We start from the raw sequence: 15,294 nt of genomic DNA, 5'->3' as shown, positions 1-15,294 counted from the left end.
GCGGCCTTTCCCTCGCGCTAGCGCGGGAAAACCGGCCAGATGAGCGGTACCAGCATTACGGTGATCACGAGCGCCCCGAGGGCAGCCGGCGAGCCCACCATGAAAAACTCCCGGAACCGATAGCCGCCAGCCGTGCTGACGAGCGCATTCACGGGCGTCGAGATCGGCGACATGTAGGCCGCCGACGCGGCAACCGCCGTCGTCATCGCGAACGGATACGGCGACGCATGCAGGTGCGCCGCCATCGCGAGCACCACGGGCGCCATCAGCACCGCCGTCGCCGTGCCGGAAATCACGGTGCCGATCACGAGCGTGAGCAGGAAAACGGCGCCCAGCAAGCCGTGCGCGCCCCAGTTGCCGGCCACGCGCAGCACGGCGTCGGCGGCGATGTCGATGCCGCCCGTGCGCTGCAGCGCGATGGAAAACGGCAGCATGCCCACGATCAGCACGAGGCTGCGCCAGTGAATCGCGCGATACGCGCTGTCGAGGCTCACGCAACCGGCCGCGCCCATCAGCAGACACCCGATCAGGCCCGCGAGCACGTTCGGCACGCGCGGCGTGAGCATCATCGCGATGACGAGCGCCATGATGGCGAGCGCGTGCAGCGCCTTGTGCGGCACCGGCACGTAGGCGTCGCTTTCGACCGGCATGGCGAGACACACGATATCGCGCTCCACCGCCTGCATCGAGAAGATGTCGATCCACGGCCCCACCACCAGCAGCGTGTCGCCCACCTTGAGCTGCGTGGCCTGCAGATCCTGCTCGAGCGCGGCGTCGGCGCGGCGCAGGCCGACCACCGTCACGCCGTGCCGGCGCAGCGCCGCGGAACTGCGCGCGACGTTGCCCACGAGCGACGAGTCGGGCGGCACGATGACTTCGGCCATGCCCACGTCGTGCGACTGGTCGGTGAAGTATGCGCCGGACATGCGGCGCGTCGCGAGTGCATAGCGCGCGCAAAACGCCTGCACGTCGAAACTCGCGGACTCCACGTCGAGCAGCAGCACGTCGCCGGGCGCGATGCTGCTGTCCGCGGTCGCGGGCAGCACCGTCGCGCCCATGCGCGTGCGCCGCTCGATCGCGACGACGTGCGCCACGGGGTCGTCGTCGAGCCCGGTGTGGCCGAGCGTCTGCCCCACGAGCGGCGAATCCGCGCCGACCTCCAGGCGAAAGGCGCGCCCTTCGAGCGAATAGCGCGCGACCCAGTCGTTCAGCGACGGGCGCGTAGTCGCCTCCGCGCCGCCCGTGCCGTTCAGAAAACGCCTCGCGAACAGCATCCAGCCGATGCTCGCGGCGAGAACCGGCAGGCCCAGCGGCGTGATGGCGAAGAAACTGAAGGGCCGGTAGCCGCGATAGACGAGCGCGCTGTTGATGACGAGATTCGGCGTCGTGGCGACGAGCGTGAGCATGCCGCTCGTGAGCGCGGCCATGCTGACCGGCATGAGCATGCGCGCGCGCGACACGCCCGACTGGCGGGCAATGCGAATGACGATAGGAATGAAGATCGCGACGACGGCCGTCGAGCTCATGACCGAACCCATGACGCCGACGATGATCATGATCAGCACGACGAGGCGGCGCTCGTTGGAGCCGCCGCGCTCGATCAGGTAGTCGCCCACGCGCTGGGCGACGCCCGTGCGCGCGAGCGCATCGCCGAGCACGAAGAGGGCCGCGATGAGCACGGTGTTCGGGTCGGAGAAGCCGGCCAGCGCCTCGTTGACCGTCACGATGCCCGCGAGCGACAGCGCGACGATCATGATGAGCGCCACCGCGTCCGAGCGGGGCCGGCCGATCAGGAACATCGCGATCGCGCAGGCCAGACAGGCAACGGTCATCAAAAGGTCGGTAGACATGATTTCGCTTTGCCTGCTCAACGGGCCTGGGAAACCACTGCTACCGCAAATAGTGCCGGATTTTGAAAACTTACGTTTCAGCGCGGCCTTGGGCCGTCATGCCCGCCCCGCCGCCGTTTTTGATGCAACGTTTGTGAACGTTGAGATCTTCACGCCTCCAGCAGCGAAACGCGGTTGCGTCCCTGGTGCTTGGCGCGGTACATGGCCTGATCGGCCTGGTCGAGCAGCGAGCGCGCCAGCGCTTCGGGACTCGCGGCGCCGGTGTTCGCCTCGCTGTTGAGCCGATACGCCGCCACGCCGATCGACACGCTGAGCGCGATGCGCTCGCCCTCGTCGTCGAGCACGTCGAGCGCCTCGACCGCAATCCGGATGCGCTCCGCAACGGCCAGCGCGTCGGGCAGCTCGCACATCAGCAGCGCGACGAACTCCTCGCCGCCGTAGCGCGACACCGTGTCCCCCACGCGCACCTGCTGCTTCAGGCAAGTGCCGATGGCGCCCAGCGCGAGGTCGCCGGTTGCGTGGCCGTGCGTGTCGTTGATCTGCTTGAAATGATCGATGTCGATGAAGAGGCACGACATGGGTGCCGCGTGCGAACTCGCGCGGCGGATCTCGTGATGGAGGCGCTCGTCGAAATAGCGGCGGTTCGACAGGCCCGTGAGCGGGTCGGTCACGCCGGTCTTGCGCAGATGCTCGCGGTGAGCGACGTTGTCGAGACTCGCCGCCGCAACGCGGCTGAAGCGCGCGAGCAGATCGGTGCCCATGCTGGCGTCGAAGCGCGCGGGGTCATCGCTCGCGAGGCACAGATAGCCGAGCAGCTGGGCGCGGTTCAGAAGCGGCAACACAATCGCGCTGCCGATCGTAGTCCGCGCGTCGAAGAAGGTCTCGCTCACCGCGGGCTCGAGTTCGCTCAGTTCGCTCACCCGGCCAAGCCACGGCTGATTTCCCGCGCACAGGCGTGACAGCGCAAGGCCGCCCTGGAGCCCGGAGCGCAGGTTCGCTTCGAGGTCGGCGCGCCCGCAGTCGGCTTCGAGCAGATCGCGCAGCAGCGGCGTGCGCACGTCGAGCCAGAGGCCGGCGCAAGCCAGCCGGAACACCTCGGGCAGATAGACGAATATCCCTTCGAGAAAGGCGCACCAGTCGTGCGCGCCGATCAGGCGCAGTTCCACGTCCTGGAACGACTTCGACGCGCGCTCGTTCCGCTGGACGGTTTCGATAAGCGCAGCAAGATCCAGTGCAGGCTGAGTCCCGGGATGTGTCACGATGCATCGAGAATATTCCGAAGCCTGCTATTACGGCAGCTTGGGGACAGACTTGAGCGTCGAACGACGACACCCGCGCGTCGGCGGCCTGTTCCAGCGGGGTCGGGGCAAAAGAAAAGACCGCTGTCCGTGAGGGCAGCGGTCTTGCTTATGGTCACAGGCTGCTGTTATTTCGCTGCCGGCGACCTTACGCTCGGCCTCGCCAGCGAATTGTTGTCAGGGCCGCCGGGGGCCGGCGCCGCGCTGTTGTCCATGCTAGTCGGCGAAGCGGCGCTCATGCCGCTGTCCGAGCCCGTGGCGCCTGGCGTGCCGTAGCCGCTCGTTGCATTGGTATTGGCTGCGGCAGCCGGCGACGTAACGCCTGGGGTTGCCAGTGTGTTGTTGCTCTGTGCATACGCACCGGCGGACAGCGTGAGCGCGGCAACGGCCGCGATCAATGTGCTGGTTGTCTTGCTCATGACTTGCTCCTCCTTTGATTGGACTGGAATTCCGGCACAAACGACCCGCGATATTTCTCATTGGGCGGTCGTTATATGCGGCTCACGACGATCAAAATCGCGTAACTGTTCGCAGGCTTGCAGGTAAAGCAAACCACTGCCAGTTGATATCAAGTTTAGGAAAGCAATCGCGGATAATTAAGCGCATTGTGCGCAACGATTTATTTCACTTTTTGGCAATTACCCGTAACGGCGTAATGGATTTCGCGGCCTCGAATCCGGGCGCTGCGGGGTTCGATATACGGTTCGGCGATTTGACCTGGCATTTCCAAAAACCTCTTTTTTGGCACCTTGGTGGAAATCCAGCTCAACGATTTACACCGCTTTTTCCGCGACTACGTTTCACATCGATATTCGGGAATATCGGTCGCCTTCAATGCGGCACACATAATCGGTCTGCGCGATTTTCGTTGCATGCGTATCGAGGTCATCATTCATTTCCGCGCTGGCATGCAGCCCGCAGCGCGCCGGCAAAAACCGTACGAAGCGCGAGCGAGACCACCGAGGCCACCGAGGCCACCGAGCGAGGCCAAAAATTTTCACGTCGTGCGAGCGATCTCCTTGCCAATTCCCGAGCATGCAGCTCGCCGCGCAGCGTTGCGCAGCTCATCGGCGCGCTGCTGGGTGCATGGCTCGCGCACGCCATGTTCGACCTGCCGATCGTCGAGCTATCGAGCAAGGTGCGCACCGGTAGCGGGCAATGGATCGCCGAGGCCGTGGCGACCGCAGGTTTGCTCCTCGTGATCCTGCGCGCGCCGGGCGAACGCGCCGCGATCATGGTGGCCGCGTACATCGGCGCCGCCTGCTGGTTCACGGCATCGACATCGTTTGCGAACCCGGCCGCAGCGTTCGGACGCATGTTCGGCGACACCTTTGCAGGCATTGCGCCATCGAGCGTACCGGCCTTCGTCATTGCCCAACTGATAGGCGCTGCGACAGGTCTCGCGCTGCATACGGCCTTCGAACCGCGCAAGCAGCGAGCTGGCCACCCGAATCTGGTTGAGTCGTCCGGCGGACACGGCGACGTTCGCTAATGCGCGCAAGCTGATGAGCCGCCGCTTCGCGAGATGAAGGCAACGGCAGGCGCGGCCTTCAGGATGATCCCGGAGACCTGTCTCCGGGCTTTAGCGCATGCGCCCGGCCGGGCGCAAGGCCATAGTGAGAGGATGATCAGGACTCGTTCGGACGGATCGTCAGCGCGTTCTTGACCGACGTTACGCCTTGCACGCCCGTGGCGACTTCGGTGGCGTGTTCGATCTGCGACTGCTCCGGCACCGAGCCCTGCAGGACGATGGCGCCGTCACGCGCGCGCACGGTGATCTTCGCAACGTCGATCTTCTTGTCCTTGGCGAGAGCGGTGCGGACCTTGCGGCTGAGCGCGCGATTAGCGGCCTTGGCCTGCTTCGATTGCGCCTTCGACGGGGCTGCCTGTTGCTCGGCTGCGGCAGTCGCGCCGCTAGCCGCGTCGCCCTGCGCATAGGCGTGCAAAGACGCGGCCACGAGAGCCGTCGCCGCGGCCAGCTTGAATACCTGAATAGCCTTCATGGAATTTCTCCTGTTGTCACAGTCTTGTTGTGGGCCCACGAACGGGCCAATGCACTACACCGTCCACGACTAAGCATTCGCGCGCCAGAAATGGCGCTCGACGCGATGCCGCATTTTTCGGCGACATCGCATCCAATCGCGCGAGCGCGCGGCAAATTATAAGAATGCAAGGTTCGGCGCAGGGCGGGGAAAATGCGGCTGCATCATTAGCTTGATATCGATCCCGTCATAGAGTAGACGCAGCGTTCGTGACCATGGGCTCGTGGTCACATTGCCCGTGCAGCCAATTGCATCCATCGGCTATCGAGCGATTTTGATGCGCTTGTTCGCGGCTGGGAGAGAAATGGAGCGCGCAATCGGTCGCGCGTGGGCGGCAAAATTCTGCCAGGCGTCGCATTATTACGACGCCGTTCTGCCGTGGGATCAGCGCGATGACCGGCTTCCTCTTGCGTCGCGCGGCGCATCTGCGTTCACGAACCTGTTCCCTCGCGTTCGAGCCATGAACGGAACAACGCGACCCGTTCATCGTCGGACTTCTCGTCTGCAACGTAAGTGCAATAGCTGCGCGACGGCAGACGTGGACCTGCGAACGGCGCCACGAGCCGGCCGGCGGCGAGATCGTCGGCGACCAGCGCAGTGGGTCCCATCGCGATGCCGATACCGTCGATGGCGGCCTGCAAGGTCAGGAAGAAGTGGTCGAAGGTCAAAGCGGCGGCCGGCCGCAGGTCGGGAATCTGCGCGCTCGCCAGCCAGTCGGGCCAAAGCCGCGGAAGACTCGAAGTGTGCAGCAACGTGTGTTCTCGCAGGTCGCGAGGCGCGCGCAGCGGTACGCGCTTGATAAGCGTAGGACTGCAGACCGGCAGCCGCTCCTCGGACAAGAACGGCCGCATGGAATAGCCGTAGAAGGTGTCCGGGCCACCCCGGATGACGACGTCATCGTCGTCCTTCAGACTCTCCAGCGGCGCGTTCGACGTCTCGACCTTGACGTCGATGTCGGGATGCCCGGCGCGGAATGTCGCCAGCCTCGGCACCAGCCAGCGCAACGTGAACGTCGCGGGCGCATTCACGGTCAGGGTTCGCGAGACCGTTTGCGGCGCGCCGTATCGCGCGGTTGCCTGCGAGAGCTGTTCGAACAACGGGCCGATTTCCGCCAGATAGCTTTTCGCCGCCGGCGTCAGCGCCACGCGGCGGTTGTGCCGCTCGAAGAGCGACGCGCCAAGCCACTCCTCCAGCAAGCGCACGTGCTGGCTCACTGCACCGGGCGTCACGTGCAGTTCCGCGGCGGCGTCCTTAAAGCTGCCGAGCCGGCCCGCGGCCTCGAAGGCTCGCAGGGCATTGAGTGGGGGCAACACCGGTTTCATTCGAGAGAGTTTATCTAACACGAACGGGGAATTTATCTGGTTTGCTGCGCCGCCACAAGATAGATATCCTTCTTGTTAGACCATTCTTGCAACCCTGCCCGCACCCTCATGCTCAGCTATACCGGCGGTATCGTGCTGTTCGCCGCGCTCCTCCACGCGAGCTGGAACGCGATGCTCCACGGCAACCGCGACCGGTTTTTCTCCATGGCGTGGATGAGCATCGCCATCGGCGTGGTCGCCACGCTGGTCGTCCTGTCCATGCCCTCGCCGGCCCGCGCTTCTTGGCCTTACATCGTCGCGTCGGGGCTCGTGCATGTCTTCTACAACGTGAGTCTCGTGCAGTCGTACCGCCGCAACGACCTGGCGCTGGCATACCCGATCGCACGTGGCTCGTCGCCGCTGCTCGTCACGCTCGGCGCGGCGCTGTTCGCGCATGAAGCGATCAGCCCGTTGCACGCTCTCGGGATCGTGATGATTTCGGGCGGCATCATCGCGATCGCGCTGCAGGGGCGTCACGTGTCGCGCGCGGGTGCGCTGGCCGCGCTGACGACCGGGGCAACGATCGCGCTCTATACCGTGATCGACGGCATCGGCGTGCGCCTGTCCGATGGCCAGCCGCTCAGCTACACCGCGTGGATGTTCCTGTCCTATTGGGCGATGCCGCTGTTGTTCGTCGCGCGGCGCGGGTCCGCCGCGCTATGGACGCCGCTGCGCGCCGAGCCTCTGTCGATCGCCTCGTCGCTGGCCGGCGGCCTCGTGTCGATCGGGGCGTATGGCATCGTGATCTGGGCGCTGCAGTCGGGCGCGATGGGCGCAATATCGGCGTTGCGCGAGACCAGCGTGGTGTTCGCGGTGCTGATCGGGCGGATGTTTCTGCGGGAGGCGGTGAGTGGACCGCGCTGGCTCGCCTGCGTGGTCGTCGCGGCCGGAGCGGTGTGTCTCGGGCTCTGAGATGATTTCACGCACGCCGTTTGCTACCCGTGCAGCATCACGCAGCTGAGCACGCAACTTGAGTTCGAAGGAGCGCCCCCATGCTTAACCATATCGAAACCGAACTGCTCGACATCGCCTATGACGAACAGGGCGACGCGAACGGGTGGCCGGTCGTCCTGCTGCACGGCTTTCCCTATGACATCCACGCATACGACGAAGTCGCGCCACGCCTGGTTTCAGAGGGCGCCCGCGTCATCGTTCCCTACCTGCGGGGATACGGCCCAACGCGCTTCCTTTCGCCCACGACGCCTCGCTCGGGCCAGCAGGCAGCGCTTGGCGCGGACCTGTTGGCGCTGCTCGACGCCCTGCAGATCGACCGCGCCATCCTCGGCGGATACGACTGGGGCGGCCGCGCGGCGTGCATCGTGGCGGCGCTGTACCCGTCGAGAGCCAAGGGTCTGGTATCGGTCAACGGCTACAACATCCAGGATATCGCCGCTGCCGCACAGCCGGCCGACCCCGAAAAGGAACATCGCATGTGGTACCAGTACTACCTGCACGGCGAGCGCGGCCGGGCTGGATTGACCGAAAAACGGCGCGCGTTCTGCCGTCTCCTGTGGTCGCTCTGGTCGCCGACCTGGCGCTTCGACGACGACCTCTACGCGCGCACGGCAGCGTCGTTCGACAATCCCGATTTCGTCGACGTGGTGGTCCATTCCTACCGCCACCGTTTCGGGCTGGTCGAAGGCGATCCCCGCTTCGACGACATCGAGCATCGCCTCGCCGCCACGCCGCCGATCACCGTGCCGACGATCACGCTCGACGGAGACGCCGACGGCGTCCAGCCGCCCGGGGCACGAGAGACCAGTTCGAAGCGCTTCAGCGGACGCCATGAGAACCGCATCGTGCCGAATGCAGGCCATAACCTTCCGCAGGAGGCGCCAGCAACGTTCGCCGCAGCGGTTCTCGACATCAACGCGTGGGCCGGTTGACGCCGCGCTTTATCCGCAGGGGAGAAACCAACGACATGGTGGGCGATACGAACCAACGGGCAGGCCAGTGCCATTGCGGCGCAGTGCGTTTCGTCGTGACGCTCAGCGACGGCCTCAACTCGATCCGCCGCTGCAATTGCTCTTACTGCCGCATGCGAGGCGCGGTCATCGTCGCGGCCGAAATGGGCGGGATCGCATTCCTGCAGGGCGAGGAGGTGCTGACGAGCTACCGCTTCAACACCGGAGCGGCGCAGCACTTCTTCTGTTCTCGCTGCGGAATCGCCACCCATCTTCAACGGCGTTCCAACCCGAACCGATATGGCGTAAACGTGGCTTGCCTCGACGGCGTCAGCCCGTTCGATTTCGCCGAGGTCCCGGTGATGGACGGCGTGAATCATCCGAACGACACCGGCGGCACGGCGCGCCTTGCGGGCACCGTGCGTTTCATCGCGGCTGAATGAGGCCTGAGGCCCATTCGCTCGCTCAATTGAAGGCTCAAAAAAAACCGCCGCGCTCTCGCGCGGCGGCCTTCGCCAGACGCTGGCAGGCGTGAGGAAAATCAGCCGAGCCCGCCCATCATCAGGTACTTCGTTTCGAGGTACTCGTCGAGCCCGTACTTCGAGCCTTCGCGCCCGAGCCCCGACTCCTTCACGCCGCCAAACGGCGCGACCTCAGTCGAGATGATGCCCTCGTTGATGCCGACCATGCCGCTTTCCAGCGCGCTCGCCACGCGCCACACGCGGCCAATGTCGCGTGCGTAGAAGTAGGCGGACAGACCGAAGTCAGTATCGTTCGCCGCCTGGATCACTTCCTCCTCGGTCTCGAAGCGGAACACCGCGGCAACGGGGCCGAACGTCTCCTCGTGCGCGAGCATCATGCCGCCGTGCGCGCCCGTGATGACCGTGGGCTCGTAAAACGTGCCGCCCAGCGCATGCGGGTGGCCGCCGCACGCAATGGCGCCGCCCTTCTCGAGCGCATCGCTCACATGCGCCTCGACCTTGCGCAACGCCGCGCCGTTGATGAGCGGCCCTTGCGTGGCGCCCGGCTCCATGCCGCCCGCCACGCGCAGCGCGCGCACGGCCGCAACCAGCTTCTCGACGAAGGCGTCGTGCACGCCGGCCTGCACGTAGAAGCGGTTCACGCAGACGCAGGTCTGCCCCGTGTTGCGGAATTTCGAGGCTATCGCGCCTTCCACGGCGGCATCGAGGTCGGCGTCGTCGAACACGATGAAGGGCGCGTTGCCGCCCAGTTCGAGCGACACTTTCTTCACCGTATCGGCGGCCGCGCGCATGAGCAGCTTGCCCACCCGCGTCGAACCCGTGAACGAGATCTTGCGCACGGCCTTCGACGCCATGAGCGTGTCGCCGATCGCCGGGGCATCGCCCGAAACGACATTGAACACGCCGCGCGGAATGCCCGCCTCGACCGCCAGCTCGGCGAGCGCGAGCGCCGAAAGCGGCGTCTCTTCCGAAGGCTTGAGCACCATCGTGCAACCCGCCGCGAGCGCCGGGCCGGCCTTGCGCGTGACCATGGCGAGCGGGAAATTCCACGGCGTGATCGCGCCGACCACGCCCACCGGCTCCTTCGTCACGACAATGCGCGCGCCCTTCTTCGGCGCGGGAATCACGTCGCCATAGGCGCGTCGCGCTTCCTCGGCGAACCACGTGAGAAAGCTCGCCGCGTACGCCACTTCGCCCAGCGCTTCCGCATAGGGCTTGCCCTGCTCGGCCGTCATGATGCGCGCGAGGTCTTCGCGATGCGCATGCATCAGCTCGCCCCAGCGGCGCACCTTCGCGCTGCGCTCCGCAGCCGTGGCGTCGCGCCATGCGGGAAACGCGTGCGAGGCCGCCGCCACGGCCTGCAGCGCTTCTCGCGCGCCGGCGCGGGCCACCTGCGCGAGCGGCGCGCCGGTGGCCGGGTCGATGATCGGATAGGTCGCTTCACTCGCCACCCATTCGCCGTCGATGAAGCTCGATGTGCGCCACAGGCGCGCTTCCTTCAGTCCGTCCATCGTCAAGCTCGTCATGCTGCGATCTCCAGGCGGCGCGCCGCGCGCGGCACGCGCGGAATGCGCGCGCTCACGTAATCGTTGATCACGTCGCACGGCGTGTAGTTGCGCTCGAGTTCGTACAGCTCGTCTGCGGTGAGTTGCGTGTCGAGCGCCGCGAGTGCGCCTTCGAACTGCGCGACGGTGTCCGCGCCCACGAGCATCGACGAGATGCCCGCACGCCCCAGCACCCAGGCCTGCGCGATCTGCGCGCTCGACACGCCGCGCGCCGCCGCGACTTCCGCCACCGAACGCGCGATATCGCGCGAAGCTTCATCGTCGTACATCTGCACGGTGAAGAAGTCGGTCTGGTTGCGCACCGACTTCGCGTCGCCGGAAAGGAGGCCGCGTGCGAGCGGACTGAACACCGATACGCCCACGCCCTGATCCTGGCAGAACGGAATCATCTCGCGCTCTTCCTCGCGATACGCACAGTTCAGCTGCAGCTGCATATTGATCGGGCGTGCGAAGTGATAGCGCTCGCACGCCTGCAGAATCTTGGCGAACTGCCACGTGAACATCGTCGACACGCCGATATAGCGCGCCTTGCCCGCGCGCACGATGTCGTTGAGCGCGTCCATGGTTTCTTCGACCGGCGTGTTCACGTCGAAGTAGTGCAGCATGTAAACGTCGACGTAATCGGTTTGCAGCCGGCGCAGCGAGCCGTCAATGCTTTCCATGATGTGCTTGCGCGAGTGGCCCTGGTTGTTCGCGCCGTTGCCGATCGGATAACCGACCTTGGTCGTGAGCACGAGTTCGTCGCGCTTCGCGAGCCGCCGCACGATGCGCCCCACCACTTCCTCGCCCACGCCGGTCGAATAGAAGTCCGCGAGGTCGATGAAGTTCACGCCCGCTTCGAGCGCGCGGCGCACGATCGGCTCGCTCTGCTCTTCGTTGTAGATCCACGGCTTCCATTCGGGCGTGCCCATGTTCATCGTGCCGAGGCACAGGCGCGACACCTTCAGGCCGGAGCGGCCGAGTTGCACGTATTGCATCGTAGTCACCTGTAACGATTGGCGCGGCTCAAGCCGCTTTGGCCTTCGGCGTGTAGAACGGATTGCTGATCTGATCCTTGATCTTCGCAATGTCGTCGAGCAACGGCAGCCCGTTCATCGCGGCGCGAATGGCCGTCTTGCAGGCCACGTAATTGTTTTCGTACACGGCGTCGAGGTCGTCGCACGACCAGTTCACCCAGTTCGCCGTGACGATGCACCACTCGTTCTCCGCTTGCGGCGGCAGCGTGCCGTCGAGCATCGCTTCCGTCACCGCCTTCGCGATGGCCGCCTGCGAGGCGCCCCACGTGGCGTTGCCGTGCAGGTCGCCGCGAATGTCGGCCTTGTTCACGTAGAGCGTGGCGGGCTTGACCGGCACGTTGGGCTGCGCCACCACCATGAACGGCACGTGCCCTTGCGAAGGCGACGACAGGCTGTTCGTAAACGCCTGCCCCACCGGGCCGTTGCGCGGGCCGATCATGATGTTGATGTGGGCAGCGTTTACGCCTGGTCCAGCGAAACCTTCGCCGATATAGACTTGCAGGTCTTTCATGTTTGACTCCGTCTCCTGTGTACATGAGTTCGAATTTGGTCAGACGCATTCCAGCACACGCCGCAAGCGCCCAAAAGCTATGAAATCTCATGGGGGCATGACGCGCAGTCATCGCTCTCGCATGCATCATTCGCGTGATGAAAGTGGCATGAGATCAGGTAATGCATCGATGACTATTCGTTGCTTCGCAACCCGAAATGCCACGGCTAGACTCTGGTCGGACTGATTCGAAAAGCGGCGGCCCACGCTGGCCCGCGCATACAATTCCAATCACTGGAGACGACATGAGACGTATCACGCTGGCAGGCGTGCGTATTGCCGCCGCCCTCGCGCTGACCGGCGCGGCCACGAGCAGCTTTGCAGCCCCCGGCTGGTGCCAGGCGGGCAAAACCGTGAAGCTCGCGCAAATCACCTGGGAAAGCGGCGCGCTGATGACCGAAATGGTGCGCACGGTGCTGGAGAAGGGTTACGGCTGCAAGACCGAAGTCGTGCCCGGCGCCACGGCCGCCACCGAAACGGCGCTCACGAAGAACGACCTGCAGGTGTGGGCCGAGCACTGGACGGGCCGCAGCCCCATCGTCGCGCGCGGCTTGAAGGACGGCAGCGTGAAGCTCGTAGGCGAACTGATTCCCGGCGGCGACAAGGAAGGCTGGTACGTCCCCGACTACGTGATCAACGGCGACGCGAAGCGCGGCATCAAGCCCATGGCGCCGCAACTGCGCTCCGTCGCGCAACTGCCGCAGTACAAATCCCTCTTCACGGACGACGAAGAGCCCGGCAAGGGCCGCTTCTACAACTGCCCCGCCGGCTGGGATTGCGAGCGCTTCAACAACCGCCTGCTGACGGCCTACAAGCTCGGCGACGACTACACGAACTTCCGCCCCGGCACCGGCGGCGCGCTAGACGCGGCGATCGCCTCGGCCTACGAGCGCGGCAAGCCCATTCTGTTCTACTACTGGCAGCCCGCCGGCCTGATGGCGAAGTACCACTTCGTGCAACTCGAGGGCGCGCCGTATTCCGACGCCTGCTGGGACACCATCGCCGATCCGAAGGGCGCGCCGTGCGCCTCCGCATTCAAGGTCTCGCATCTGAAGGTCGCGGTCTCCACACCGTTCTACGACGCCGAGCCCGACGCCGTCGCGTTCTTCGGCAAGGTGAGCCTGCCGCTCACGCTCGACGAACAACTGGTCCAGCAGATGCACGACAAGAAACTCGACGCCTCCACGGTCGCGCGCACGTTCTTCGAGCAGCATCCGGAAATCTGGAAACAATGGGTCACGCCGGAAGTCGCGGCGCGCGTGCAGGCCGGCCTGCGCACGTAAGCAACGACACTGGCCGCACGACGGTCCGCATCACATGACACACGCAGAATGAGGCTCACCATGGGATCTCCCTTTCTTCACCTCTCGATCGCCGACTGGGTCAACGATCAGGTCGCCGCGTTCGTGCAGCGCTACGGCGACGCGTTCCACAACTTCAGCGTGCTGATGCTGCGCGACCTGCTCGTGCCGCTCGAAAGCCTGCTGCGCGCCACGCCGCCCGTCGTCGTGCTGGCCGCCGTGGGCCTGCTCGGCTGGCATGCCTCGCGGCGCATCGGCGTGGCGCTGCTGTTCGTCGTGCTGCTCTGGCTGATCGGCTGCTTCGGGCTGTGGGACAAGCTCATGCAGACCTTCGCGCTGATGGTCGTCGCCACGCTCATCTCGGTCGTGCTCGGCGTGCCGCTCGGCATCCTCGCGGCCTCGAGCAGCGGGTTGCGCCGCGTGCTGCTGCCGGTGCTCGACATCATGCAGACGCTGCCCAGCTTCGTGTACCTGATTCCGGTGCTGATGCTGTTCGGCCTCGGCAAGGTGCCCGCTATTCTCGCCACGGTCGTCTATGCGCTGCCGCCGCTCATTCGTCTGACCGATCTCGGCATCCGCCACGTGGATGCGGAAATCGTCGAAGCCGCGCGCGCGTTCGGCACCACGCGCACGCAATTGCTGTTTGGCGTGCAGTTGCCGCTCGCACGGCCGAGCATCATGGCCGGTATCAACCAGACCACGATGATGGCGCTTTCCATGGTCGTGATCGCCTCGATGATCGGCTCGCGCGGTCTTGGCGAAGACGTGCTCGCGGGCATTCAGACGCTCGACGTGGGCAAGGGCACGCAGGCGGGCGTCGCCATCGTGATTCTCGCGATCGTGATCGACCGCATCAGCCAGAGTTACGGGCAGGGCCGGCGCACGCGCGGCCTCGCGCGTAAATCGAAGCAACCCTCGCGCATTCCGTTTCGCCGCGTTCGCGAACAGGAGAGCGAAAGCGCCGGCGCGACCGGCAGCAGCGACCTGACGAGCCAGCCGGCCAAGTAACGAACGCGCAGGCAAAAGCGCCGGCACAATGGCGGAAATCTGGCCGGCGCGTCCCGCATACGCAATGAGCATGGAATGAGGTAACGATCATGAGCGGCATCGAAGTCAAGAACGTCTACAAGATCTTCGGCACGCGCGAAGCCAGCCAGCGCGCGCTCGCGCTGCTGCGCGGCGGCGCGGGCAAGGCCGAGGTCCTCGAGAAGACGCGCTGCAACGTAGGCCTGAACGACGTAAGCCTGTCGATCGGCTCGGGCCAGATCTTCGTCATCATGGGCCTGTCGGGCTCGGGCAAATCCACGCTGGTACGCCACTTCAACCGGCTCATCGAGCCGACCGTGGGCGAGATCCTGATCGACGGCAAGGACGTGCTCAAGCTCTCCGACAACGGCCTGCGCGATCTGCGCCGTTACGGCGTGAGCATGGTGTTCCAGAGCTTCGGACTCCTGCCTCACCAGACGGTGCTCAACAATGCCGCGTACGCCCTCGCTACGCGCGGCGAAAAGAAAGCGGCGGCGCACGCGAGCGCGCGCGAATGGCTCGGCAAGGTGGGCCTCGCGGGTTATGCGGACCACTATCCCGACGAGCTTTCGGGCGGCATGCGCCAGCGCGTCGGCCTCGCCCGTGCGCTCGCCGCGAACACCGACGTGCTGCTGATGGACGAAGCGTTCTCGGCGCTCGATCCGCTCATCCGCACCGAAATGCAGGACCAGCTGCTCGAACTCCAGGCCACGCTCAAGAAGACCATCGTGTTCATCACGCACGACCTCGACGAGGCGCTGCGCATCGGCAACCAGATCGCGATCCTGCGCGACGGCCGCCTGATCCAGTGCGGCTCGCCCGACGACATCCTGCACCGCCCCGCCGACGACTACGTGCGGCGCTTCGTCGAGCGCCGCGCCGGTACGACGCACTAAGCC

General features: G+C 65.4%; 14 protein-coding genes and 1 pseudogene. 7 read left to right on the top strand and 8 right to left on the bottom strand.

The genetic code is table 11. The annotated features are described in order from the left end of the window. Positions 1-17: 17 nt before the first annotated feature. The 3 genes from AB4Y42_RS26580 to AB4Y42_RS26570 form a co-directional block, all read right to left on the bottom strand. Complete coding sequence (locus tag AB4Y42_RS26580; RefSeq protein ID WP_368695823.1) at positions 18-1,850, bottom strand: SLC13 family permease; 1,833 nt, start codon at positions 1,848-1,850, stop codon at positions 18-20. A 149-nt stretch (positions 1,851-1,999) separates the two neighbouring features. Next, the gene (locus AB4Y42_RS26575; RefSeq protein WP_368687276.1) at positions 2,000-3,109 is read right to left on the bottom strand and encodes a DUF484 family protein; all 1,110 of its coding nucleotides are present in this window, start codon (positions 3,107-3,109) and stop codon (positions 2,000-2,002) included. A gap of 167 nt (positions 3,110-3,276) precedes the next feature. Beyond that, a complete protein-coding gene (locus tag AB4Y42_RS26570; protein WP_368687277.1) occupies positions 3,277-3,567 on the bottom strand; it encodes a hypothetical protein in 291 nt (96 codons plus the stop codon). Between the two features lie 638 nt (positions 3,568-4,205). Here AB4Y42_RS26570 and AB4Y42_RS26565 point away from each other — a divergent pair. Beyond that, positions 4,206-4,640 (top strand): annotated as a pseudogene (locus AB4Y42_RS26565) (aquaporin family protein); the annotation flags it as partial. Positions 4,641-4,776: 136 nt separating this feature from the next. Here the strand turns inward: AB4Y42_RS26565 and AB4Y42_RS26560 are convergent. Further along, a complete protein-coding gene (locus AB4Y42_RS26560; RefSeq protein WP_368687279.1) occupies positions 4,777-5,151 on the bottom strand; it encodes a BON domain-containing protein in 375 nt (124 codons plus the stop codon). A 470-nt stretch (positions 5,152-5,621) separates the two neighbouring features. Then, positions 5,622-6,512 carry a transcriptional regulator GcvA gene (gcvA, locus tag AB4Y42_RS26555; protein WP_368695822.1) on the bottom strand — a complete coding sequence of 297 codons (891 nt, stop codon included), beginning with the start codon at positions 6,510-6,512 and terminating at the stop codon, positions 5,622-5,624. A gap of 108 nt (positions 6,513-6,620) precedes the next feature. Here gcvA and AB4Y42_RS26550 point away from each other — a divergent pair, with 108 nt between their 5' ends. The 3 genes from AB4Y42_RS26550 (at position 6,621) to AB4Y42_RS26540 (ending at position 8,898) form a co-directional block, all read left to right on the top strand. After that, entirely contained in the window at positions 6,621-7,463 is an 843-nt protein-coding gene (locus AB4Y42_RS26550) for an EamA family transporter (protein ID WP_368687281.1), read from the top strand. A gap of 80 nt (positions 7,464-7,543) precedes the next feature. Then, entirely contained in the window at positions 7,544-8,437 is an 894-nt protein-coding gene (locus tag AB4Y42_RS26545; protein WP_368695821.1) for an alpha/beta fold hydrolase, read from the top strand. 83 nt (positions 8,438-8,520) lie between these two features. After that, the gene (locus AB4Y42_RS26540; RefSeq protein WP_368695820.1) at positions 8,521-8,898 is read left to right on the top strand and encodes a GFA family protein; all 378 of its coding nucleotides are present in this window, start codon (positions 8,521-8,523) and stop codon (positions 8,896-8,898) included. Between the two features lie 98 nt (positions 8,899-8,996). Here AB4Y42_RS26540 and AB4Y42_RS26535 read toward each other — a convergent pair whose 3' ends face one another. The 3 genes from AB4Y42_RS26535 to fae are packed head-to-tail and all read right to left on the bottom strand — an operon-like array spanning position 8,997 to position 12,029. Further along, entirely contained in the window at positions 8,997-10,463 is a 1,467-nt protein-coding gene (locus AB4Y42_RS26535) for an NAD-dependent succinate-semialdehyde dehydrogenase (protein WP_368695819.1), read from the bottom strand. Continuing rightward, positions 10,460-11,479: an aldo/keto reductase gene (locus tag AB4Y42_RS26530; RefSeq protein ID WP_368695818.1), complete on the bottom strand. Its 1,020-nt coding sequence runs from the start codon at positions 11,477-11,479 to the stop codon at positions 10,460-10,462. The genes AB4Y42_RS26535 and AB4Y42_RS26530 overlap by 4 nt, the downstream gene beginning before the upstream one ends. A gap of 28 nt (positions 11,480-11,507) precedes the next feature. Further along, the gene (gene fae, locus AB4Y42_RS26525) at positions 11,508-12,029 is read right to left on the bottom strand and encodes a formaldehyde-activating enzyme (RefSeq protein WP_133180932.1); all 522 of its coding nucleotides are present in this window, start codon (positions 12,027-12,029) and stop codon (positions 11,508-11,510) included. A 284-nt stretch (positions 12,030-12,313) separates the two neighbouring features. Between fae and AB4Y42_RS26520 the strand changes: the two genes are divergently transcribed. The 3 genes from AB4Y42_RS26520 to AB4Y42_RS26510 all read left to right on the top strand — a co-directional run bounded on the left by AB4Y42_RS26520 (position 12,314) and on the right by AB4Y42_RS26510 (position 15,291). Beyond that, positions 12,314-13,351: an ABC transporter substrate-binding protein gene (locus tag AB4Y42_RS26520; RefSeq protein ID WP_368687286.1), complete on the top strand. Its 1,038-nt coding sequence runs from the start codon at positions 12,314-12,316 to the stop codon at positions 13,349-13,351. A gap of 60 nt (positions 13,352-13,411) precedes the next feature. Continuing rightward, on the top strand, positions 13,412-14,377 hold the full coding sequence (locus AB4Y42_RS26515; RefSeq protein WP_368687287.1) for an ABC transporter permease: 966 nt from the start codon (positions 13,412-13,414) through the stop codon (positions 14,375-14,377). 89 nt (positions 14,378-14,466) lie between these two features. Continuing rightward, positions 14,467-15,291, top strand: coding sequence for a glycine betaine/L-proline ABC transporter ATP-binding protein (locus tag AB4Y42_RS26510; protein WP_368687288.1), 825 nt, complete (start codon positions 14,467-14,469; stop codon positions 15,289-15,291). Positions 15,292-15,294: the final 3 nt, after the last annotated feature.

It is taken from the genome of Paraburkholderia sp. EG286B (assembly GCF_040965655.1).
Taxonomy (GTDB): Bacteria; Pseudomonadota; Gammaproteobacteria; order Burkholderiales; family Burkholderiaceae; genus Paraburkholderia.
This window is presented reverse-complemented; position numbering and strand designations above follow the sequence as displayed.

What these genes read in the sequence shown, in the direction of transcription:
- AB4Y42_RS26535 (WP_368695819.1), bottom strand. Translation starts at nt 10,463, where the DNA reads ATGACGAGCTTGACGATGGACGGACTGAAGGAAGCGCGCCTGTGGCGC.
- AB4Y42_RS26550 (WP_368687281.1), top strand. Translation starts at nt 6,621, where the DNA reads ATGCTCAGCTATACCGGCGGTATCGTGCTGTTCGCCGCGCTCCTCCAC.
- AB4Y42_RS26520 (WP_368687286.1), top strand. Translation starts at nt 12,314, where the DNA reads ATGAGACGTATCACGCTGGCAGGCGTGCGTATTGCCGCCGCCCTCGCG.
- AB4Y42_RS26530 (WP_368695818.1), bottom strand. Translation starts at nt 11,479, where the DNA reads ATGCAATACGTGCAACTCGGCCGCTCCGGCCTGAAGGTGTCGCGCCTG.
- AB4Y42_RS26510 (WP_368687288.1), top strand. Translation starts at nt 14,467, where the DNA reads ATGAGCGGCATCGAAGTCAAGAACGTCTACAAGATCTTCGGCACGCGC.
- gcvA (WP_368695822.1), bottom strand. Translation starts at nt 6,512, where the DNA reads ATGAAACCGGTGTTGCCCCCACTCAATGCCCTGCGAGCCTTCGAGGCC.
- fae (WP_133180932.1), bottom strand. Translation starts at nt 12,029, where the DNA reads ATGAAAGACCTGCAAGTCTATATCGGCGAAGGTTTCGCTGGACCAGGC.
- AB4Y42_RS26515 (WP_368687287.1), top strand. Translation starts at nt 13,412, where the DNA reads ATGGGATCTCCCTTTCTTCACCTCTCGATCGCCGACTGGGTCAACGAT.
- AB4Y42_RS26580 (WP_368695823.1), bottom strand. Translation starts at nt 1,850, where the DNA reads ATGTCTACCGACCTTTTGATGACCGTTGCCTGTCTGGCCTGCGCGATC.
- AB4Y42_RS26560 (WP_368687279.1), bottom strand. Translation starts at nt 5,151, where the DNA reads ATGAAGGCTATTCAGGTATTCAAGCTGGCCGCGGCGACGGCTCTCGTG.
- AB4Y42_RS26545 (WP_368695821.1), top strand. Translation starts at nt 7,544, where the DNA reads ATGCTTAACCATATCGAAACCGAACTGCTCGACATCGCCTATGACGAA.
- AB4Y42_RS26570 (WP_368687277.1), bottom strand. Translation starts at nt 3,567, where the DNA reads ATGAGCAAGACAACCAGCACATTGATCGCGGCCGTTGCCGCGCTCACG.